Here is a 20,944-nt window from a genome sequence, read left to right on the forward strand (position 1 = left end):
GAAAGGCGCGAACCCGCGCCCGAAACACCGGCGATCACCCCCGAGCGACAACCACTGGTCGCGCCTGACACGCATCACGCACAACCTTGCCGGACAGGCTTCGCCGGGTGGGCGAAGACCCCCCTGTCCAAGAGCCGGCGCCACTGCCGCCGACTCTGCTCGGTGGGGACCCAGGAACTCCCGCGACCCAACCGGCTGTCGGGGTACGGGAAAGGACCGAGCGTGGCCGATCGTGGTGCATTCTCGCCGCCCGCACAAGGGGCTTCGTTACTCAGTAGTAACGGCCGGATAACCGAACAACGACCCGTCGGTCTCGGACAGCGACTCAGGGTGGCCTCGGGTCACCGGACAAATCCGGGAATCACCGGACAGGATCTGACAGAAAGATGCCCACGACTTACCCGCAGTAACTACGGCCGTGATTACCAAGTTTTGGTAAAGCACGGCCGCAGTGGTCGTCTCCCGCCAGATCTTTCACTCGGGCAACACGCGCCCGCGCGTTTAGCGACTGGTCAGAACGGGGCCGGCGCCCCGCTCGCGAACACGTCAGAACAAGGCGCGCGCCAGCGCCCTGCGCGCCGCCGCCACCCGCGGATCCTCGGCGCCCACGACCTCGAACAGCTCCAGCAGCCGAAGCCGTACGGTGTTCCGCTCCTCACCCACCGTGCGCTGCACGGTGTCGATGAGCCGCCCGAAGGCGTCCTCGACATGCCCGCCCACCAGATCCAGGTCGGCCGCGGCGATCTGCGCCTGCGCGTCCGCGGGCTTCTCGGCGGCGTCCTTGCGCACCTGCTGCGGATCGGCGCCCTGCACCCGCTGGAGCAACTCGGCCTGGGCGAGCCCGAGTTTGGCCTCCGAGTTCGCGGGGTCCTCGTTCAATACGTTCTTGTACGCCTGCACAGCACCGCCCAAATCGCCCGCGTCCAGGGCCTGTACGGCGGCCTCGAGCAGGGCGTCGTAGGGACCGGCCGGCGCGGTGGGAGCCGCCTGGGCGGCGCCGCCCGGCTCGGCGTCGGCGTCGGCGTCGACCGTCAGACCGGTCAGGCCGAACCGCTGCTCGGCTACGGTGACGAGCTGGTCGAGCGTCTGGCGGATCTGCGCCTCGCTCGCCGCCCCCTGGAAGAGCGGCAGCGCCTGCCCGGCGACGACGGCGAACACGGCGGGGATGCCCTGCACGCCGAACTGCTGCATCAGCATCTGGTTGGCGTCGACGTCGATCTTGGCGAGGAGGAAGCGGCCGTCGTACTCGACGGCGAGGCGTTCGAGGACCGGGCTGAGCTGCTTGCAGGGCTCGCACCACTCGGCCCAGAAGTCGATGACGACGGGTACCTCGGCGGAGCGCTGAAGGACTTCACGCTCGAATCCGGCCTCGTCGACATCGATGACGAGATCGGCGGGCGAGACGGCGCCGGCGCCCCCGCCCTGCCGGGCGGCCTCGGCGCGCGCCTGCTCCGCCTTCGCCTTGGCCTCCTGGGCCGCCTTCACCGCGGCGAGGTCGACGACTCCGCTCATGGACATGTTCCGTGGCTGCATGCGTCTATCCTCCCCCGTTCGGCGCGCGTGTGTGAAAAGTGCCCCGAAACCCGGTCCCGGCTCGGTGGCGCCCGGCGCCGGGTCCCCACCCGACACCTGTGGTCATCGCTTTCGCTACGAGTCGTAGCGTAATGGCAGGCCGACCCCCTGGAACACCACCTACCCGTGATCTCCCTCACGACCACCCACGAACCACCCGGATATGGTCAGGGGATGCAGAGCCGCACCGCCGCGTCCCGCCCCGGACGCCCGCGCAGCGCCGCCGCGGACGCCGCGATCCTGGCGGCGACGCGGGAGGCGCTGGTCGAACTGGGGTGGTCCAAGCTCACCCTGGGAGACGTGGCCACCCGCGCCGGGGTTGCGAAGACGACGCTCTATCGCCGCTGGTCCGGCAAGAACGAGCTGGTCGTCGACGCGGTGGCCGAGCTCTTCGACGAACTCCGACTGCCCGACCGGGGCACCCTCGCCGCCGACATCGAGGGCGTCGTGCTCCAGTTCGCGGCGATCCTGGCCCGCCCCGAGGCGCGGAGCGGGCTGATGGCGGTGGTGGCGGAGTCGACGAGGGACGACGCCCTGCGCGACCGTATCCGCGAGTCGATCGTGGACCGCCAGAAGCGCCTGGTCCTGGAGGGCCGGGCCAGAGCCCAGGCCCGCGGCGAACTGCCGCCGGAGCCGGACGCGTCGGAGTCGGCGCGCACGGTGGACCTGATCTTCGACGTGATCGCGGGCGCGGTGGTGCACCGGGCCCTGGTGAGCGCGGAGCCTGTGGACGCGGCGTGGGCCCGGGGTTTCACAGCACTTCTGCTGGAGGGCCTGGCGGCGGCCGGGACGGCCTGACGTCGATCGCCGTTCACGCAGCGAGGCCGGACGGTGGAGCGGGGGATTTTCCCCGCTCCACCGTCGGTGTTCGGCTCGGGACTACAGCTGACGATCTCCCTGCCAGGTGACCGACGTCAGCGCGGCGAGACCACCATGGGCCAAGCCTTTATAGGTCACCGTCCGCGCGGGACCGAGCTCGTGCGCGACCCGCCTCGCCAGCTCCATCCCTTCGCGGAACAACCGTTCCCAATCGGCGTCGTACTTCCCGTCCTCCCGGTCACGCAGGTCCAGATCCAGGGTGGTGTCGACCCCCTCCGCCCATGCGTAGAGGGAGGAGACCAGCCCGTCGGACAAGTCCAGGGCGGCGGCGGGATCGTCCGGGAAGAAGTCCCCGAACCCCTCGGAGCGCAACGGTCCGAATTTGTACTCGCCTTCGACGGTGAGGTGAACGGGGTGTGGTGGCGTGCCGTGACTGTCGCGTTCCCAGTGCAGGCGATCGCAGCCCCAGCACACCCACTTCGCCGACCTGTGGCGCTCGTCCCAGTAGCGCACCACCCATGACGGCCCCAGATACCGGGCCAGTCGCTGGGCGGTCGCCAGGCCCTGGTTGGCATGCCCCCGCAGATCCGGGCGGGAGACGAAGCCCTCCGGGGGGCGGGACAGCGACCAGGAGCGCAGCGCGTCAACCAGTTCCTCGGGCAGGCCGAGCCCGGCTCCGTCCAGCGGGACGTTACGGGTGAAGGCGCCGAGGTCGTCGTGAGCCTCGGCATCCTGCGGCTCGTACAGGGGAGATGGCTCGCCCCTGGCGTGCACGAGCACGTGCCGCGGTTCCTCGAAGGTCATGCGATGTTCGCTCCGATCACATAGCCGTTGTCGCCCACGCTAACGGCCACCCGCTGGGTCTTTCCCTGGAAGGCGACCTCGAAGATCGGCCTTCCGGCTCCCTGGGTGCCGACCCGCGTGCCCTGAGTGAGGGCCGTCTTCACGAGGGCGGGAATGTCCTCCACCCGGACCCCCGCGTTCGCGAACTCTCCCGCATGCCGGAAGGCAATGTGGGTGAGGCCCGCGTTGACGTTGCCCTTTTCGAGCCAGGCGAGGGGCACACCGGGCTTGGCGTACTCGATCACCCAGATCGTGTCCGGTCTGTTGAACTTCACGCCGGCGTCCTTGAGCCGGTCCAGCAGCTTCGGGTCGAGGGTGCCACGGTGGATCTTGGCACGTTCCGCCACGGCGGCCGCGATGCGCAGTCCCAGGCCCGCCGCGCTCGTGGCGTCGCCGACCTTGGCGGCACCCTTCTCCCCGTAGATCTTCTTCAGGTCCGCGAGTATCTGCGCAGCGTCCTCACCGGTCTTGATGGCACGTTCAGCCCTCGCGGCGATCTTGGCCGCCTCGGCGAGCTTCGTAGCGATCGACGGCGGCACAAGGATCGCGGCGGCCCAGGCACAACTGGACTTGTCGCCGTGGTAACACCGGGCGGCATCGCCCAGCACGATCTCGTACAGGACTGCGCCGGCCTTCTCTCCGAAGAGGTTCTGCCAGCCGATCCTGGTGATCTGCCCGAAGGTGAAGTGGTGGGTCCAGTTGTTGGTCTGGTCCTTCAACGTCTCCGTGCCGAGGAACAGCATGTCCGGCTTCGGGCAGCCGGCCTCGGTGGCGGGCACGTCCGGGTTGGCACAGTAGTAGTAACTGACCGTGACATCGAGGTGCAGCTCATACGTCACCGTGCAGCCGTCGAGCGTGTAGACACACTCGTTGAGCTGCTTGGCCGGTCCCGCCTCGGTGACCTTGTCGACGACGTAGAAGACGCGGTCGATGCCGATTCCGGCGCCCGACGAGACCTGCTTGTTGGCCTCCTTGCGCTCCGCGGACTCCGCGGCCGCCTGTGCTTCTTCGGCGTACTTCTGGGCGTCCTTGGCCGCTTCCTCGGCCGCGGTGGCGGCGGCGTCGGCGCGCTGCGCTGCGGCGCGGGCGTCCTTCGCCGCCCGCTCGGCCTGTGCTGCCGCCGTTCGGGCGGCGGACGCGTCGAGGGCTGCCTGGTCGGCGGATTCGCGAGCCTGCTTGGCGTGGCCCTCGGCCCGCCCGGCCGCCTTGTCCGCCGCGGCTGCGTCCTGGGTGGCCTTGCGGTCGTATTCGATCGTGCGGGCCAGGGAGGCCTGCGCCTTGGAGGCTGCCGTGGCGGCGTCGGCCGCGTAGCCGAGGGCTTCCTTGGCGTAGGTGCGGGCGTTCGCCGCGTAGCCGGCGGCCTTGGCGGCGTGCTGGTAGGCGGCCTTGGCGTCGCCCTTGGCCTGGTCGGCGATCGACTTGGCCGCGTCGGCCTCCGCCTTCGCGTTCTTGGCGTGGGCGTCGGCGACGGCCTTCTGCTGCTCGGCGATCGACTTCGACGCCTGGCCAGTCAGGACCACCAGGCCGGCGGCCGAGTCGGTGTCGACGTACGGGGAGCCGAGCTGGATCGCGTCGTTGGCCGGCTTGGCGACCTGGGCGGCGGCGTTGCCGGCGTCCACGGCGGCCTGGGCGGTGACATGGGCGAAGCCCGCGGCCTTCGCGGAGGCGGCCAGGGCCTTGGCGGCTTCCTTGTTCGCCTCGTCGGCGTGCCCCTTGGCGGTCTTGGCGTCCTTCTCCGCCTCGTCGGCCAGCTTGACCGCCGCCTTGGCTTCGGAGGCGGCGTGCTGCGAGGCGCTGATGGCGTCCGCTGCGGCGCTGGTCGCCGTCCTCACCGCGGCGTCGGCCTTCAGCTTCGCGGCCTGAGCGGCGTCCGCGTGCGAGCGGGCCCGCTTGGCGGCTGCCTCGGCGCGCGTGGCTGCCGCGTCGGCGTCGGCCGCCGCCTTGGTCGCGGCGTTGGCCGCGGCGCGGGATCTGCCGGCCGCTGCCTCGGCGTCGTCGGCGTGCCCATCCGCCGCGTCCGCCGCCGCCCTGGCTTCCTTCGCGTTGCTGTCGGACTCGTGGGCCTGGGCGTACGCCTCCTTGGCGTCGGCCTTGGCGCGGGCGGCATCCGCCTTCTGCTCGGCGTCCCAGGCGTCGTCGCGCAGGTCGCGGGCCTTGTCGCGGGCCTTCTCCGCGTCGTTCTTTCGGTCGACCGCGGTCTTCTCTGCGGCCTCGGCCTTGTCCCGGGCGTTCTGCGCGTTGGTCGCCTCGGTCTCGGCGGTCTTCCTGTGCCGGGCTGCCTCGGCCTGCTTGGCTGCGGCGGTCGCCTTCTCCGCCTTCGCCGTCTTCTCCTCGGCTTCCGCCGCCAGCCGCTTGGCGTGGGCCTCGGCGGCGGCCGCCTTGGCCTCGCCCTCGGCCTTCAGGGCCACGGCGAGCTTGGCCTCCGCGGTCTCCTTGTCCTTCTTGGCGTTGTCGCGATGCACCTTGGCGGCATCCGCCGCGGCCTTCGCCTGCAACTCGGCGGTGTGTGCCGCCTCCTTGCGGAACTCGGCCTTGGCCTGGGCGGCCTGGGCCAGCGCCCGCTGCATGATGGTCTGACTGTCGCCGGCGGATGCGCGGGTGGCGGCTTCGGCGGTCTCGCCGGCCTTCACCATCGCCTCCAGCGCGGCGGCCGCGCCCTTGGTGACCTGCGCCTTCTGCTGGCCGACGAGCAGGCCGCGGCCGCGCGGCGTGCCGCCTGCATCAGCGATGGTGTAGGCGGTCTCCTGCACGTCGTCGCTAGTGTCGGCGAGAATCCTCGCGTACTTGGCTTCCTGCTTGAGGTCGGCGAGCTGGGCCTTCGCCGCCGCCCGCGCGTCCGCGATGCCCTTCTTCGCCTTGGCGAACTGGGCCTTGTCCGGGTAGAACTGGGAGTCGGCACCCTTGTGGCCGTTTGGGACGATCTTGAACTTCTGCGGGTTGGTGCCGTTGCACGCCCACAGCCACGCGTTGTGCCCATTGGTGAACTTGTTCAGGTCCAGGCACTTGCCCGTGCCGGTGTTCTTCAGGCTTGTGGTGGCGCGGAGGTTGGCCTCCCACGTCTGTGCCGGGGAGTTGTTGCACGTCCAGATCTGGATCTTCGTGCCGTTCGCCGAATTGTTGCTCGACACGTCCAGGCACTTCGCAGAGTTCACGTTCCGCAGGTGAAGCCCCAGGCTGTCACCTTCGAGTGTCCACCTCTGCGCCGCCGAGCCATTGCACTTGTACACCTGGACCGGCGTGCCATTGGTCTTCTTGCCGCCCTGAACATCGAGGCACTTGCCCTTGGCGGCCTGCACCTGAATCACCGCCGAGCTGTCGCCGATCCAGCCGACCCCGCCAGGCGACCAGTAGTCCTGCCACCTGGCCAGGTGGTCGGCCACCCACGAGTGGCCCAGCATCGCTCCAAGGGCCTCCGCTCCGTCGGCGAGGGAGCTGGTGGCGACCTCGTTGAGGTCCAGGAGCTGGTTGCGCTGCTTGGCCTGCGAGGCGATCTCCTGCTGCCACTCGTCTGCCGCGGTGCCGGTGATGCGGCCCAGCGCCTTGTTGGGGTCGACCGGGTCACGCCACGCGCACGACGCAAACCGGGACTTCAGATCCTCGACCGCTATGCGGAACTCTGCCGTGCCCGGCTGGGGGGCGGTGCGCGGGAAGCCTCCGGCGGCGAGGAAGATGCGGGCGTTGTCCGCGCCTGCGGGCTCCAGGGCGAACCCGTGCAGCCACTCGAACGCGGAGTGCTCGGCAAGCGCACGATTCCACTCGTCCTGCGACAGCCCGGTGGGGTCCGGGTCCTTGCCGTAGAGGGGGATGCCCAGGTCGTCTACAGCCTTGAGGGTCTTCTCGTCAGCCTCGGGTGTGGGGTCCTCGTAAAAGTCGAACTCGCTCTTCCAGAACCGGTCGGCGATCCACTTGGTCAGACCGGTCTGAGAGTAGAAGTCCTTCTTCCCGTCACCCGGCGACCCCGGAGGCCAGTGGAAGTCGGCGACGGTGAAGCCGCCCGGAGTCTCCAGCCCATCGAGAGGTTTCTGCCACCCTTCGCGGCGGGCATGGATGGCGTCCAACTCCTTGTCCGCCGCGTCCTTGTCCTTCTCGTACGCCACCGCCAGCGGGGTTTCCTCCCAAAGCTGCCGGTTGGCCAGGGCGTGTAGCTTGTCCGGGGGCTGGTTGAGGCCGTCCTGTGCCGTCGCGGCCATAGCCGGACCGCCCAGGCGCAGCACATCGGCCATCAGGCACTGGTCCTGCCGCAGCTGCTCGGCGGCCGTGTCTTCGAACCAGTCGTACGAGTCGCCCGCCAGAGCGGTCCTGTCCTCGCTGAGCCGGTCGGCGAGGTCGGGCTGCACGGCAAGCGTGGCCAGCATCGCGACCGCACTGGACTGAAGAACGATACGGGCGAAAAGCCCATGCCTTCCCGACCTTGGCATCAGGAAGGCTGGTGGTCTGGAACGCAAGAGCGCACCCCTATCATCGCAAGGAGACAACCGGGAGCCCTGTCGATGAGGCTCAGGCGGCGTTGAGAATGAGCGACGTGGGACGCACAACAAGCTGGTACCGCGGCATGGAAGGCCCTCCCCGTAGCGACACCGTTCCCCCGGTCGCTGTCTGACGCGCGCAATGACGGACTGGTCATGATCCGGTCATGCGCGACGATCACCATACGCACGGGTAACCAGGGTGGGACAGTGCTGACTTTGGGACCGAGGCAACGTGGCGCGAAATCACCTTTGCCGGCTGTTCACACCCGCCACACGCAACTTACGTGCTCAAACTGCGGATTACTTGTGTTACTCCTGTGAAGAGAGCGGACTTTTGAGTCCCGCCACCGCAAAAAGATTGACGGAATCCGATCGCACCGCACGAAACCGTACGAAGAGGCCGTGAGGGAAGCGACAACCGTTCACGGCCCCAGCGAACAACACACCCGGCGCTGGAACCCCGCCGGCTCCGTGTACACCCCCACTCCTCCCGCAGCACCCCACAGATCTCCCCCAACGTCACCCCAGCACCGCACCGCATCCAGCATCGGCTCGATCACGCTGCCCCCACCTCGCGCGGCAGCCAGCATCCCGTCCAGCGCCCTCCGCACCGCGGCGCCGTCGCGGGCCTCCTTGCGCGCGGCCAGCACCCGTACCTGGTCCCGCTCCACCTCATGGCTGACCCGCAGGATCTCCAGGTCCCCGGTGACGGATCCGGTGTGGGCGTTCACGCCCACCACCCGCTTGTCGCCCTTCTCCAGCGACTGCTGGTACCGGAACGCCGACTCGGCGATCTCCCCGGTGAACCAGCCGTCCTCGATCCCCCGCAGAATCCCGGACGTGTCCGACGCGCCGGCCCACGATCCCCTCCAGCGTGGCCTCGCCGCCCCGAGGGCCGGTGAACCACTTGGTGAGCCCGCTGAGCCCGAAGTCGAGCCAGTTCGTTTTGCACCGGCCCACCCACGCGGCGGCACCCGTGCGTTGCCATCGATGACACAAACGGAGGCAGAGCGGTGAACCTGGCCCTGTTGTCCGACGCCACCGCTACCGTGGTCGGCAAGAGCACAGATCGAAGGAGCCTCGCGTGACCACTCAGCCTGATCATGGACAGGAGCTGATCCCCCGACCGGAACGAACCCCTGACGCCGTCCGTGTCGCCCTCGCTCGCATCGCCCCCCATCGACTGGGGGAGATGGAACGGCACAAAGAGCAGGCGCTCGCAGCCGCTATCGCAGATGGCAAGATCGGCCACCTCCAGCACTGGCTCACGTACTGGCACGCGCAGGTCGAGATCGAGCGCCGCCCCGACCTGTCCACCCGCTACCGCACCGCGCTCGCCGCGGTACACGGCACGGAGGGTAGGGACGACCCCTCATTCCGGTCCGGCATGAACGAGCTGACCGCGGTCGAAGCGGAGGCAAAGCGGGCGGTGTCCGCGTGACCTGGGGCTGGGAGTACGACCCGGACGAAGCGCACGTCGCAGGAGGCGCCCCTCCCGCCTTCCTTGCCGAGGTCGAGAAGAAGGCCGACGAGTTGGTCCGCGCCGCTGCGGCCTTCTACCTCGACGGCACCACCTACCAGGGAGAAGGGCCGAACGGAGGCTTTGCCCACGTCCCCGGCGGCTTCTTCAACTACCTGATCGTCCCCCGGCACGAGCGGCTCTACATCATGCAGGTGACCTTCCTGTGATGAGGCGCATGGGCTTGTCAGGGCGCGTGACATGCCCTTCCCACACTGCGAGAAGGAGGCTCCAACCCCGCACCGCCCTAGGCCGACGACACCATCGGTCCTAGAACCCCGCCGGCTCCGTGTAAACCCCCCACTCCTCCCGCAGCACCCCGCAGATCTCCCCCAACGTCGCCTCGGCCCGCACCGCGTCCAGCATCGGCTCGATCATGTTGCTCCCGTCCCGCGCGGCGGCGATCATCGCGTCCAGAGCCGAACGCACCGCGGCGTCGTCCCGCCGCCCCCGCCGCTCGGAGAGCACCCGCACCTGCTCCCGCTCCACCTCATGGCTGACCCGCAGGATCTCCAGGTCCCCGGTGACGGATCCGGTATGGGCGTTCACGCCCACCACCCGCTTGTCGCCCTTCTCCAGCGACTGCTGGTACCGGAACGCCGACTCCGCGATCTCCCCGGTGAACCAGCCGTCCTCGATCCCCCGCAGAATCCCGGACGTGATCGGCCCGATGGGGTGCTGCCCGTCCGGGTGCGCGCGCAGCCCGCGCTCCTTTATCTGCTCGAAGATCTTCTCGGCGTCGGCCTCGATCCGGTCGGTCAACTGCTCCACGAACCACGAACCGCCCAGCGGATCGGCCACGTTGGCCACCCCGGTCTCCTCCATGAGGACCTGCTGGGTGCGCAGGGCGATCTCGGCCGCCTGCTCACTCGGCAGCGCGAGGGTCTCGTCGAGGGCGTTGGTGTGCAGGGAGTTCGTGCCGCCGAGTACCGCCGCCAGCGCTTCCACGGCCGTACGCACGACGTTGTTGTACGGCTGCTGGGCGGTCAGCGAGACACCGGCGGTCTGGGTGTGGAAGCGCAGCCACTGGGACTTCTCGGACTTCGCGCCGTAGACGTCCCGCATCCAGCGTGCCCAGATCCTGCGCGCGGCGCGGAACTTGGCGATCTCCTCGAAGAAGTCGACGTGCGCGTCGAAGAAGAAGGACAGGCCGGGGGCGAACACGTCCACGTCCAGGCCGCGCGACAGGCCCAGCTCGACGTATCCGAAGCCGTCCGCCAGTGTGTACGCCAGCTCCTGCGCCGCCGTCGCGCCGGCCTCGCGGATGTGGTAGCCGGAGACCGACAGCGGCTTGTAGGCGGGGATGCCGGCCGCGCAGTGCTCCATGAGGTCGCCGATCAGGCGCAGGTGCGGCTCGGGCTGGAAGAGCCACTCCTTCTGGGCGATGTACTCCTTGAAGATGTCGGTCTGGAGGGTGCCGTTGAGCACGCCCGGGTCGACGCCCTGGCGCTCCGCGGCCACCAGGTACATGCAGAAGACCGGCACGGCCGGGCCGCTGATCGTCATCGACGTCGTCACGTCGCCCAGCGGGATGTCCTTGAACAGGACCTCCATGTCGGCGGCCGAGTCGATGGCGACACCGCAGTGCCCGACCTCGCCCAGCGAGCGCGGGTCGTCGGAGTCGCGGCCCATGAGCGTCGGCATGTCGAAGGCGACCGAGAGTCCGCCTCCGCCGTTGCCGAGGATCATCTTGTACCGCTCGTTGGTCTGCTCGGCGTTTCCGAACCCGGCGAACTGCCGGATGGTCCACGTCCGCCCTCGGTAGCCGGTCGGATACAACCCGCGGGTGTAGGGGTACTCCCCGGGCCAGCCGATCCGCTCGAAGCCCTCGTACCTGTCTCCCGGCCGGGGCCCGTACACCGGCTCCACGGGATCGCCGGAGAGCGTGGTGAAGTCCGCGTTGCGCTTGCGCGCGGCGTCGTACCGGGCCTGCCAGCGTCGGCGGCCCTCATCGATGGCGTCAGCGTCCATACCTTCGAATTTACTAGGACGTCCTAGTAAATGTCGATGGGAAGCCGCCGCACGCGTTCCGTACGGCGGTTTCGTCAGGCCTTGGCTACGGCCGCCTCCGGACCGCTGACCAGCGGTTCCACGGTGCGGGTGACCTTGCGCTCGACGAAGAACGCGGCCAGCGGAATCGTCCCGGAGAGCAGCACCCACAGCAGCTTGCCGAACGGCCACTTGGCCTTGGAGCCGAGGTCGAAGGCGAAGATCAGGTAGACGATGTAGAGGAAACCGTGGACCTGGGAGACGGCGAAGGTGACGTCCTCGCCCATGTCGAAGCCGTACTTGAACACCATGCAGGTGCACAGCACGAGCAGCATGACGGCGGTGACGTAGGCCATCACCCGGTAGCGGGTCAGGACGCTCTTCTTCATGCGCACGAGCGTAACCACCCGTTCCGGGAGATCTTGACCCGGGCCCCGGTCGGCCTTCCCGGAGGTCAGCTCTCCTCGAAGTCGTGTGCCGCGACCCGCAGCGGGCGCAGCATCGCGAAGATCTCCGCGCACTCCTCGGCGTCGTACACCCCGAGCCCGAAGTCCATCGCCATCAGGTCGCGGGTGGCCGCCTCGACCACCTCGCGGCCCTTGTCGGTGATGGAGGCGAGGGTGCCGCGTCCGTCGTTGGGGTTGGGCCGCTTGTCCACCAGGCCGGACTTGACCAGCCGGTCGACGGTGTTGGTCACCGACGTCGGATGGACCATGAGCCGCTCGCCGATCTTGGACATCGGCAGCTCGCCGGCCTTGGAGAAGTTGAGCAGCACCAGCGCCTCGTACCGCGCGAACGTCAGGCCGTACGGCTTGACCACCGCGTCGACCTCGGAGAGCAGGATCTGCTGGGCGCGCATGATCGAGGTGATGGCGGCCATGGACGGCACGCTGCCCCAGCGTTGCTTCCAGAGCTCGTCGGCGCGTGCGATCGGATCGAAGGGAAGACTGAGCGGCTTCGGCACGTGACCGACCTTACCGGCCGGTCACATGCTGGTCAGCCCCGTCTCGCCTTTCGGTCCGGCCGGGCCAGGTGTCCGGACCTGACTCATGTGTCCGGACCCGACTCCCCGACCCGGAAGACCCCTGTCCACCGGTCGTCGTGCAGACAGGCGTTCATCGGCTCGACCAGGTCCTGATGGGCGGGGGCGGTGCGCCAGCGCCGGACGGCCTCCAGGCCGGCCCACTCGCTGGTGAGCAGCCACTGGGCGGGGTCGTCCAGGGAACGGCACAGTTGTTCGCCGAGGTGCCCGGGGAATCCGGCCGCTGCCGCGCGGACGTCGTCGTAGGACCGTACGAACCGCTCCTCCATCCCCTCGCGCACCCGCAGCAGCCGGATCACCCGCACCCGCTCGGGGGCCGCGGCACCGGCGGTCATGACGGGTCGAGGACGACGGGCAGCTCCGCCAGCCCGCGGAAGGCGGGGAACGGCACGGTCAGCCAGCGGGCGTCCTCCGGCGCTACGGCGAGGGTCATCCGGGGGTGCCGGCGGAAGAGGGTGCCGAGGGCGATCTGCATCTCCAGGCGGGCCAGCGGGGCGCCGATGCAGTAGTGCGGGCCGTAGCCGAAGGCGAGATGGGTGGCCTGGACGCCCGGGCGCTGGACGTCCAGCTCGCCCGGGGCAGTGAACATCTCCGGGTCGCGGTTGGCCCCGGTGATCGAGATCTGGACGAGCGCGCCCTTGGGGATGAGCGTGTCCCGGATCACGACGTCTTCCTTGGCATGGCGGAAGGTGGAGTTCTCCACCGAGGTCTCGAAGCGGAAGATCTCCTCGATGGCCATGTTCATCGCGTTCGCGTCCCGCAGGGCCAGGTCCTTCTGGTCCGGCCGGCTCAGCAGGTGGTAGACCGCGTTTCCGATCTGGTACGCCGTCGACTTGTGGCCGGCGAAGAGGAGCACCCACGCCGTCGAGACGAGTTCGTGGTCGGTGAGCGCGCCCTCCTGGTCCTGGGCGGTGACGAGTGCGCTGAGCAGATCCGATTCGGGCGCGCTGCGCTTTCGCGCGCAGAGGTCCACGAGATAGTCGCGCAGATTGCCCTCGGCGATCTCCAGCGCCTTTCTGGCCTCCGGTCCGAAACCGGTCTGTGCGACGGTGGCGGACCATTCCTGCGCCTGTTTCCGCTCGTTCTCCGGAACGCCCAGGAGTTCACAGATGACGTGGAGCGGAAGCGGGAAACAGAACTCCGGGAGCAGATTCACCGGCCCGGACGTCGGGCATGCGTCGAGCAGTTCGTCGGTGATCTGCTGAACGCGCGTCCGCAGTGATTCCACCCTTTTCGGAGTGAAGGTGCTGCCGACGATCCGGCGGAGCCTGGTGTGCTTCGGCGGGTCCGAGAAGAGCATGTTGTCGTCCAGCGCGATCGACGAGTCACCGAAGATGCGGTGGTAGGCGTCGATGGCGCCGTACATGTCCTTGCTCAGCCGCGGGTCGGCCAGCGCGGCGCGGGCGTCGTCATAACGCGTGATCAGGTATGTCTCCACGCCATGGGGCGGCGAGAGCGGGCACACGGGCGCCTGCTCGCGGAGCGCGGCGTAGACGGGATGCGGGTTGGCGCGGAACTCCCGGCTGCACGACGAGGCCGCGGCGGCGGCCGCCTCGGACGACATTGCCTCGGATTCCGAGGATTCCTCGGATGTGAACGCTTGCGTCATGACTGGTCCCCGGGTTGGGCGTGAACTTCCGTGGTCAGAGCCACCGTTTCCCGGTCGACACGGCGCCGCAAACGGCGCTGCGCCATATGGGTCGGCTCGCCGGATGACGTGTGTGTGGCAGGGCTGCTTGGTAAACATCGACGACGTGAGCGGACACGAAGCGGAATCTGTACCAGTTCTCGTCGTCGGCGGCTCCCTGGTGGGTCTTTCCACTTCGGTTTTCCTAGGCCGCCTCGGGATCGAGCACATGCTCGTGGAGCGCCATGCCAGGACATCGACGCATCCGCGCGGCCGTGGCAACAACGTGCGCACCATGGAGATCTACCGGACCGCCGGACTGGAGTCGCGTATCCGGGACGCGGCCAGCGTGCTCGCCGGGAACGACGGCATTCTCCAGGTCGACACCCTCACCGGGCGCCAGCGCCGCTGGATCGTCGGGGACATCTCCGGCGGCATGGACGTCTCCCGGGTGAGTTCCTCGGACTGGTGCCTGTGCAGCCAGAACGACCTCGAACCGGTGCTGCTGGAGTACGCCCGCGAGCAGGGCTCCGACATCCGCTTCAACTCCGAGCTGCTCTCCTTCACCGAGCACGGGGACGGCGTACGGGCCCGGATCAAGAACCGGGACTCCGGCGAGACGTACACCGTGAACGCCGACTATCTGGTGGCCGCCGACGGGCCCCGCAGCCCCATCCGCAGTCACCTGGGGATCGGCCAGTCGGGGCCCGGTGAGCTGTTCCACAACGTCAGCGTCACCTTCCGCAGCAGGACCCTGAAGAACCACGTCGGAGAGAAACGATTCGTCGTCTGCTACGTCACCGACCCCCGGGGCGAGGGCGCCCTGCTGCCGGTGGACAACGAGGAGCGCTGGGTGATCCACGTTCCCTGGTATCCCGACCGGCGTGAGGAGTTGACGGACTTCACCGACGAGCGGCTGGCGGCACACATCCGCGCCGCCGTCGGCGTGCCCGGCATCGACGTCGAGATCACCGGCCGGGCGCCCTGGCACGCGTCCAAGCGGGTCGCCGACGCCTATGGCGCGGGCCGGGTGTTCCTGGCCGGCGACTCGGCCCACGAGATGCCGCCCACCGGGGCGTTCGGCTCCAACACCGGCATCCAGGACGCCCACAACCTCGCCTGGAAGCTGGCCGCCGTGCTGCGCGGCTGGGCCGGCCCGTCGTTGCTCGACAGCTACGAGCTCGAACGGCGGCCCGTCGCCCTCGCGACCGGCACGCGCGCGTGCGTGCAGGCGGCCGACGAAGAGCACCCGGGGTTCAGCCCCGCCGCCGGCCGCAACAACGACCCGGCGGACCTGATGACCGTCGCCCTGTGCTACCGGTACGCCTCCCACGCCGTGGTGGGCGCCCCGCCGGAGCGACCGATCGTCCCCGACGCCTTCCATCTGGGCGGCGAACCGGGCAGCCGCGCCCCCCACATGTGGGTGATGCGCGGCGACCTGCGGATCTCCACGCTCGACCTGTACGAGCGCTCCTTCGTGCTGCTCGCCGGATCCGGGGGGCAGAAGTGGCGTACGGCCGTGGAGCGGGCCTCCCGCAATCTGGGCGTGCCCGTCGAGGCGTACCTCGTGGGTACCGGACCCGATCACGACCTCGCCCCCGACACGGACGCCGACTGGGCGGAGCTGCACGGCACGGCCGAGGACGGTGCCGTGCTCGTGCGCCCCGACGGCTTCGTCGCCTGGCGGGCGGACGCCGCGATGCCGGACGCCGACCGCGTCCTGACGAACGTGCTGCAGAGCGTGCTCTGCCGCGATCGCGCTCCGCTGGAGGCGCCGCGATAGGCCGTCGACCATCTGCCGGCCCGTCGTGGCTGGTCGCGCCCACGCGGCGGTAGCCGCAAGTCGATGACCGCCCCGCGCCCCTTAAAGGGCGTTGCCGAACCGCAGCCGAATTCGCCAGGCCTGCTCAGACCCCCGCTGGAATCCAGATGCCCCGTACCGAACGACTAGGACGCTGTCATGACCCTTGCCGGACGCATCGACGTCCATCACCACTTCACCGCCCCGGCCTGGCTGGACTGGGCCGAGGAACGCGGTGTCGTCCACCGCGAGAAGCTGCCCTGGTGGACCCGCTGGGACCTGAACGCGGCGCTGGAGATCATGGACAAGACGGGGATCGGCACCTCCGTCATGACCGTGGCGATGCTCGGCCGGTTCCGTGAGCGCGCCGAGCGGCAGGAGAGCGCCCGGGTCGCCCTCGGGGCCGCGGCCGAGGTCGTCGAGGCCAACCCCGCGCGCTTCGCCTTCTTCACCCCCGTCTTCCTCGACGACCTGGAGCTCTCCTCGTGGAGCGTGCGCCACGGTCTCGACGAGCTGGGTGCGATCGGGGTGAGCACGCGCACCAGCGTCAACGGCGTCTTCCTCGGCGACGAGTCGCACGACCGTCTGCTGCGGGAGCTGAACGAGCGGTCCGCGGTCATCAGCACGCACCCCATGGAGGTGGCGGCCGGCAAGGACGGCGCCGAGGGGCTGCCGGGGATGCCGCCCTTCGTGTGCGACTTCCTGCTGGACACCACGCGCGCCGCCATCAACCTCATCAGGAACGGCACCCTGGACCGCTATCCGAACCTCAGCTTCATCCTCCCGCACGGAGGGGGCTTCCTCCCCTACATGGCCACCCGGCTCGACCTGTTCGGCGGGCGGATCACGCCCCCGATCGAGCCCGGCCGGGTCCGTGATTACCTGCACCGGTTCTACTTCGACACCGCCGGCCCCATGTCCCCCTCGGCCACGCCGACCCTGCTGGCGACGGTCGACCCCGACCGCATCCTCTTCGGCACCGACTGGCCGCCCACCCCGGCCCATGTCCTCGTCGACAGCGTGACGCCCGCCCTGGACGGCGACCCCCTCCTCTCGGAGCGGCAACTGCGGGGCATCAACCGGGAGAACGCGCTGCGGCTGCTGCCGGGGCTCGCGCGCCGGTAGCCGTACACATGAGAAGGCCGCCGCCCGCGATCGGGCGGCGGCCTGCGTCGTTCAGTCCCGCTCCCAGTGGTAGAAGCAGCGCGCCATCGCGTCCTTCGGGCTCCTCCAGGTCTCGGGGTCGTACGGGCTGACGAAGGCTTCGAGCCGCTTGCTGATGTCGACGAACTCGGGGTGCCCGGCCACCTTCGCGATGGCCGGCCCCGGGTCCTGCTCGGCCTCGATGAAGTGCATGTACACATCGCCGAACTGGAACAGGGAACGCTTGGTCACCCCGACGAGGTGCGGGAGTTCGCCCCGGTCGGAGGCCGCGAAGACGCCGGCGATGTCCTTGGCCGACTGCGGGGCCATCCTGGCGACGATCAGTGCGTGGTGCATGCGGCCTCCACCCGGTCGCGGATGAGCGCCATCTGGATGGGCGAGTTGCGGTTGATGATCTCCGTCATCCCGACGTCGTCGACCGGGGCGTCGGGCTTCATCGCGAAGTCCTGCGTCCAGTGCATCCGGGTGCCGGCCGGGGTCTCCTCGTACTCCCAGACGATGTTCATGTACTCGAAGGGGCCGGTCTCGACACGGCGGGCGCGCACCACGAGCTTCTCTCGGTCGGCGACCCGTTCCGAGACCCAGCTCCACACCTTGCCGTTCTCGTCGGGGTGCATGGTCAGGCGGAAGGTCACCGTGTCGCCCTCGCGGGAGAGCACCTCGCAGGAGGCGTACTCGCTGAACAGCTGGGGCCAGCGCTCCAGGTCGTTCGTCATGTCCCAGACGAGGTCGACGGGAGCGGCGATGGTGATCTCGTTCTCGGTGTGTCCAGCCACTTCAGGCTCCTGTCGTGAGTGCGCCGTTGACGAGGTCGAGGAAGGCGCGGGGGCTCTTGCAGCGCTCCGCGTCGGTGGGCAGCGCCCGGCCGTGCCGGTTCTCCAGCTCGCCCACGATGCCGAGGAGGCCGAGCGAGTCCAGCCCGAACTCGGCGAAGGGGGCGTCCGCGCGGCGTTCGAGGTCGTGCGGGTCGACCGTCACGCCGGCGCCCTTCTTCATCAGCGTGGCCAGTTCCTCGACGGTCACTTTGGTCACTTCGGTGGTCATGAGGGTTCTCCTTGTCTTCCTGGGCCTTGTCTTCCTAGGCGGCGGATCCGGGACCCCGCCTCAGGACGAGCGCCGCGTTGGAGCCCATGAGTCCCCGGCTGAGGACCAGGGCCGTGCGCGGCTCGGCCGGGCGCGCCGTGACGGTCACCAGGTCGATGTCGTGGCAGATGTCGAACACGCCCGGCGTCGGCGGGATCAGCCCGTGTTCCATGGCCTGGACGGCGGCCACGACGTCCAGCAGCGGTGCCCCGCAGTACGACCGCCCGATGCCGGCCTTGGGAGCCGTGACCGGCACCCGGGTGCCGTGCCGGCCGAGGGCGTCGGCGAGGGCGAGCGCCTCGGCGCGGTCCGCGTCGGGGACGCCCATCGCGTCGGCGAAGACCACGTCGATCTCCTCCGGTGCGCAGCCGGCCTCGTCGAGGGCGCCCCGGATGGCCTGCGCGAGCCCGTCCCGCGACCGGTCCCAGCGGGAGGCTCCGGTGAAGGTGGCCGCGTGTCCGGCCACGGTGGCGCGGACCACCGCGTCCCGGCGCCGGGCCCGCTCCAGGTCCTCCACGACCAGCACGGCACCGCCCTCGGCGGGCACGAAGCCGCAGGCCGCCGAGGTGAAGGGGCGGTAGGCGCGGGCGGGGTCCGCCTCGGTGCTGAGCTCGGGGTAGCCGAGCTGGCAGACGCCCGAGTAGGGGGCGAGCGGCGCCTCGGCCGCGCCGACCACGATCACCTCCGTCCCGCGGCGCACGGCGCGCGCGGCGTGCGCGACGGCGTCCAGGCCGCCGGCCTCGTCGCTGGCCACCACCGAGCAGGGGCCCTTGAAGCCCTTGCGGATGGATATCTGGCCGGTGCTGGCGGCGTAGAACCAGGCGATGGACTGGTAGGGCCCGACGAACCGGGGGCCCTGCCCCCACAGCTTCTGCAGTTCCCGCTGGCCGAACTCACCGCCGCCGGACCCGGCCGCGGTGACGACTCCCACGGAGTACGGCGCGTCGGCCCAGGCGGCCCTGCTCAGCCCCGCGTCCTTCAGGGCCGCGTCGGCGGCGGCGAGCGCGAAGTGGGTGAACTTGTCGGTCTGGACGAGGAAGGTCTCCTCGATCAGCGCCGACGCGTCGAAACCGCGGACCTCGCCGGCGACGCGGAGCGGAAGGTGCTCGCAGCCCTCGCGGGTGACGCGGTCCAGGACGCTCGTGCCGTCCTTGACGTTCTTCCAGTAGGTGTCGGCGTGCAGGCCGCCCGGCGCGACCACGCCGATGCCCGTGACGGCGGTGTGCCGGGCGCGTGGACCACTCATCGTCGTCTCCTCCCGTTCGGCCCCGTCAGGAGCACCGCGGACTGGAACCCGCCGAAGCCGCTGCCCACGGAGAGCACGTTGTCGAGCCGGCGGGAGCGCGCGGTGCGCGGGACGTAGTCGAGGTCGCACTCGGGGTCCGGGGTCTCGTAGTTCGCCGTCGGCGGCACCACCTGGCGGGCCAGCGCGAGCACACAGGCGACGACCTCGATGGCGCCGATCGCGCCGAGCGAGTGGCCCACCATGGACTTGATCGAGCTCATGGGCGTGTCGTAGGCGTGCGCGCCCAGCGACTTCTTGACGGCGGCGGTCTCGTGCCGGTCGTTCTGCCGGGTGCCGGAGCCGTGCGCGTTGACGTAGTCGATCTCGGTGGGGTCCACGCGCGCGTGGGCGAGCGCGTCGTCGATGGCCCTGGCCATCTCCAGGCCCTCGGTGGTCAGCCCGGTCATGTGGTAGGCGTTGCCGAAGGTGGCGTAGCCGCTGATCTCGCAGTAGACGTGCGCGCCGCGTGCGCGGGCGTGGTCCAGTTCCTCCAGTACGAGGACGGCGGCGCCCTCGCCCATCACGAAGCCGTCGCGGTGGGCGTCGAAGGGGCGGGAGGCGTGCTCCGGGTCGTCGTTGTGGGGCGACGTGGCCTTGATGGCGTCGAAGCAGGCCATGGTGATCGGGGAGATCGGGGAGTCCGAGGCGCCGGCTATGCAGACGTCGGCGCGGCCCTCCTCGATGGTGTGGAAGGCGTAGCCCACGGCGTCGAGTCCGGAGGTGCAGCCGGTGGACACGGTCTGCACCGGGCCCTGGGCGCCGAACCGTTCGGCGATGTCGGCCGCGAGCGTGCTGGGCGAGAACGCCCGGTGCAGTTCGGGCCGCGCGGCGCGGTGGTCGACATCCCAGCGCCGGCCGTGCTCGCTGACCAGGACGTAGTCGTGCTCCAGGCGGGTCGTGCCGCCCACCGCGCTGCCCAGGGACACGGCGACGCGCCAGGGGTCCTCGGCGGCGAAGTCGACGCCGCTGTCGGTGACCGCCTCCTCGGCGGCGACCAGGGCGAACTGTATGTACCGGTCGGCGCGTTCGACGACCTCGGCGTCGAGGCCGTGCGCGAGCGGGTCGAAGTCGCACTCGGCAGCTATGCGGGAGCGCAGGCCCTCGGGGTCGAACAGGGTGATGCCACGGGTCGCCGTACGGCCGCCTGAGAGGAGGTCCCAGAACGCCGGCACTCCTGTCCCGCCGGGGGCGACCACGCCTATGCCGGTGACCGCCACCCGCCGGGTCACGACAGCACCTCTGGGCGTTCGGGATGCGCGCCCTCTTTCTGGACGAGCGGGTACGGCTTGATGTCGTCGCTGATCTCCGGGGCCTCGGTGTCGACGTGGCCGAGGCTCGGCTTGGGCGCCAGCGGGCCCAGATGGAAGACCATGCGGGCCTCCTCGTCACCGACGTTGCGGAAGCGGTGCCGCATGTCGATGGGGATCATCAGGCCCTGGTCGGCACGGAGAGGAAACGTTTCACCATCGAGATCGACCTCCAGCCGGCCCTCGACGACGTACACGAACTCCTCGGAGTACGGGTGATAGTGCTCGCTGATGCGTTCGCCGGGCCGCATGATGGCCAGGCCCATGAAGCCGCTCGTGGCGCCCACCGTGACGGGGGTGAGCAGGGTGCGCAGGTCGCCGCCGCGCTTGCGGTTGGGCTCGATCTCGTTCAGGTCGACGACGCGCGGGCGCATCTTGTCCATGGTTCTGTCTCCAGGTCGGTCGGTGGGATGTCGGTCCCGTG

General features: G+C 69.8%; 19 protein-coding genes and 1 pseudogene. 5 read left to right on the top strand and 15 right to left on the bottom strand.

The genetic code is table 11. The features are described from left to right. Positions 1-546: 546 nt before the first annotated feature. Entirely contained in the window at positions 547-1,533 is a 987-nt protein-coding gene (locus IM697_RS36230) for a tetratricopeptide repeat protein (RefSeq protein ID WP_194040442.1), read from the bottom strand. Between the two features lie 213 nt (positions 1,534-1,746). Between IM697_RS36230 and IM697_RS36235 the strand changes: the two genes are divergently transcribed. Further along, positions 1,747-2,370, top strand: a complete 624-nt coding sequence (locus IM697_RS36235; RefSeq protein WP_194040444.1) for a TetR/AcrR family transcriptional regulator — start codon at positions 1,747-1,749, stop codon at positions 2,368-2,370. An 81-nt stretch (positions 2,371-2,451) separates the two neighbouring features. On the opposite strand, the gene IM697_RS36240 is transcribed toward IM697_RS36235, so the two are convergent. From IM697_RS36240 to IM697_RS36250, 3 genes and pseudogenes are all read right to left on the bottom strand, one after another. After that, positions 2,452-3,195, bottom strand: coding sequence for a hypothetical protein (locus IM697_RS36240; protein WP_194040446.1), 744 nt, complete (start codon positions 3,193-3,195; stop codon positions 2,452-2,454). Further along, on the bottom strand, positions 3,192-7,652 hold the full coding sequence (locus tag IM697_RS36245) for an RICIN domain-containing protein (RefSeq protein WP_194040448.1): 4,461 nt from the start codon (positions 7,650-7,652) through the stop codon (positions 3,192-3,194). The genes IM697_RS36240 and IM697_RS36245 overlap by 4 nt, the downstream gene beginning before the upstream one ends. A 473-nt stretch (positions 7,653-8,125) precedes the next feature. Next, positions 8,126-8,545: pseudogene (locus IM697_RS36250) on the bottom strand (methylmalonyl-CoA mutase family protein); the annotation flags it as partial. A gap of 242 nt (positions 8,546-8,787) precedes the next feature. Here IM697_RS36250 and IM697_RS36255 point away from each other — a divergent pair. Then, positions 8,788-9,144 carry a hypothetical protein gene (locus IM697_RS36255; RefSeq protein ID WP_194040450.1) on the top strand — a complete coding sequence of 119 codons (357 nt, stop codon included), beginning with the start codon at positions 8,788-8,790 and terminating at the stop codon, positions 9,142-9,144. After that, on the top strand, positions 9,141-9,392 hold the full coding sequence (locus tag IM697_RS36260) for a hypothetical protein (protein WP_194040452.1): 252 nt from the start codon (positions 9,141-9,143) through the stop codon (positions 9,390-9,392). The genes IM697_RS36255 and IM697_RS36260 overlap by 4 nt, the downstream gene beginning before the upstream one ends. A gap of 100 nt (positions 9,393-9,492) precedes the next feature. Here the strand turns inward: IM697_RS36260 and IM697_RS36265 are convergent, their stop codons facing one another. From IM697_RS36265 to IM697_RS36285, 5 genes are all read right to left on the bottom strand, one after another. After that, entirely contained in the window at positions 9,493-11,193 is a 1,701-nt protein-coding gene (locus IM697_RS36265) for a coenzyme B12-dependent isobutyryl-CoA mutase large subunit (RefSeq protein ID WP_194040454.1), read from the bottom strand. 74 nt (positions 11,194-11,267) lie between these two features. Then, complete coding sequence (locus IM697_RS36270; protein WP_194040457.1) at positions 11,268-11,600, bottom strand: DUF3817 domain-containing protein; 333 nt, start codon at positions 11,598-11,600, stop codon at positions 11,268-11,270. A gap of 65 nt (positions 11,601-11,665) precedes the next feature. Beyond that, on the bottom strand, positions 11,666-12,175 hold the full coding sequence (locus IM697_RS36275) for a MarR family winged helix-turn-helix transcriptional regulator (RefSeq protein ID WP_194040459.1): 510 nt from the start codon (positions 12,173-12,175) through the stop codon (positions 11,666-11,668). Positions 12,176-12,258: 83 nt separating this feature from the next. Further along, a complete protein-coding gene (locus IM697_RS36280) occupies positions 12,259-12,588 on the bottom strand; it encodes an antibiotic biosynthesis monooxygenase family protein (RefSeq protein ID WP_194040461.1) in 330 nt (109 codons plus the stop codon). After that, complete coding sequence (locus tag IM697_RS36285; protein WP_194040463.1) at positions 12,585-13,862, bottom strand: cytochrome P450 family protein; 1,278 nt, start codon at positions 13,860-13,862, stop codon at positions 12,585-12,587. The genes IM697_RS36280 and IM697_RS36285 overlap by 4 nt, the downstream gene beginning before the upstream one ends. Positions 13,863-13,965: 103 nt before the next feature. Here IM697_RS36285 and IM697_RS36290 point away from each other — a divergent pair, with 103 nt between their 5' ends. Beyond that, complete coding sequence (locus tag IM697_RS36290; RefSeq protein WP_194040465.1) at positions 13,966-15,663, top strand: FAD-dependent oxidoreductase; 1,698 nt, start codon at positions 13,966-13,968, stop codon at positions 15,661-15,663. A 177-nt stretch (positions 15,664-15,840) separates the two neighbouring features. After that, complete coding sequence (locus IM697_RS36295; RefSeq protein WP_194040467.1) at positions 15,841-16,806, top strand: amidohydrolase family protein; 966 nt, start codon at positions 15,841-15,843, stop codon at positions 16,804-16,806. Between the two features lie 51 nt (positions 16,807-16,857). Here the strand turns inward: IM697_RS36295 and IM697_RS36300 are convergent, their stop codons facing one another. The 6 genes from IM697_RS36300 to IM697_RS36325 are packed head-to-tail and all read right to left on the bottom strand — an operon-like array spanning position 16,858 to position 20,903. Then, on the bottom strand, positions 16,858-17,181 hold the full coding sequence (locus tag IM697_RS36300) for a TcmI family type II polyketide cyclase (protein ID WP_194040469.1): 324 nt from the start codon (positions 17,179-17,181) through the stop codon (positions 16,858-16,860). Beyond that, positions 17,166-17,621 carry an SRPBCC family protein gene (locus IM697_RS36305; RefSeq protein ID WP_194040471.1) on the bottom strand — a complete coding sequence of 152 codons (456 nt, stop codon included), beginning with the start codon at positions 17,619-17,621 and terminating at the stop codon, positions 17,166-17,168. Before IM697_RS36305 ends, IM697_RS36300 begins: the two co-directional genes overlap by 16 nt. Position 17,622: 1 nt before the next feature. Then, on the bottom strand, positions 17,623-17,889 hold the full coding sequence (locus tag IM697_RS36310; protein WP_194040473.1) for an acyl carrier protein: 267 nt from the start codon (positions 17,887-17,889) through the stop codon (positions 17,623-17,625). A gap of 34 nt (positions 17,890-17,923) precedes the next feature. Next, positions 17,924-19,174, bottom strand: a complete 1,251-nt coding sequence (locus tag IM697_RS36315) for a beta-ketoacyl synthase N-terminal-like domain-containing protein (protein ID WP_194040475.1) — start codon at positions 19,172-19,174, stop codon at positions 17,924-17,926. After that, positions 19,171-20,442, bottom strand: a complete 1,272-nt coding sequence (locus IM697_RS36320) for a beta-ketoacyl-[acyl-carrier-protein] synthase family protein (protein WP_194040477.1) — start codon at positions 20,440-20,442, stop codon at positions 19,171-19,173. The genes IM697_RS36315 and IM697_RS36320 overlap by 4 nt, the downstream gene beginning before the upstream one ends. Beyond that, on the bottom strand, positions 20,439-20,903 hold the full coding sequence (locus tag IM697_RS36325) for a cupin domain-containing protein (RefSeq protein ID WP_194040479.1): 465 nt from the start codon (positions 20,901-20,903) through the stop codon (positions 20,439-20,441). The genes IM697_RS36320 and IM697_RS36325 overlap by 4 nt, the downstream gene beginning before the upstream one ends. Positions 20,904-20,944: the final 41 nt, after the last annotated feature.

The sequence above is a fragment of the Streptomyces ferrugineus genome (assembly GCF_015160855.1).
In the GTDB taxonomy this organism is placed as follows: Bacteria; Actinomycetota; Actinomycetes; order Streptomycetales; family Streptomycetaceae; genus Streptomyces; species Streptomyces ferrugineus.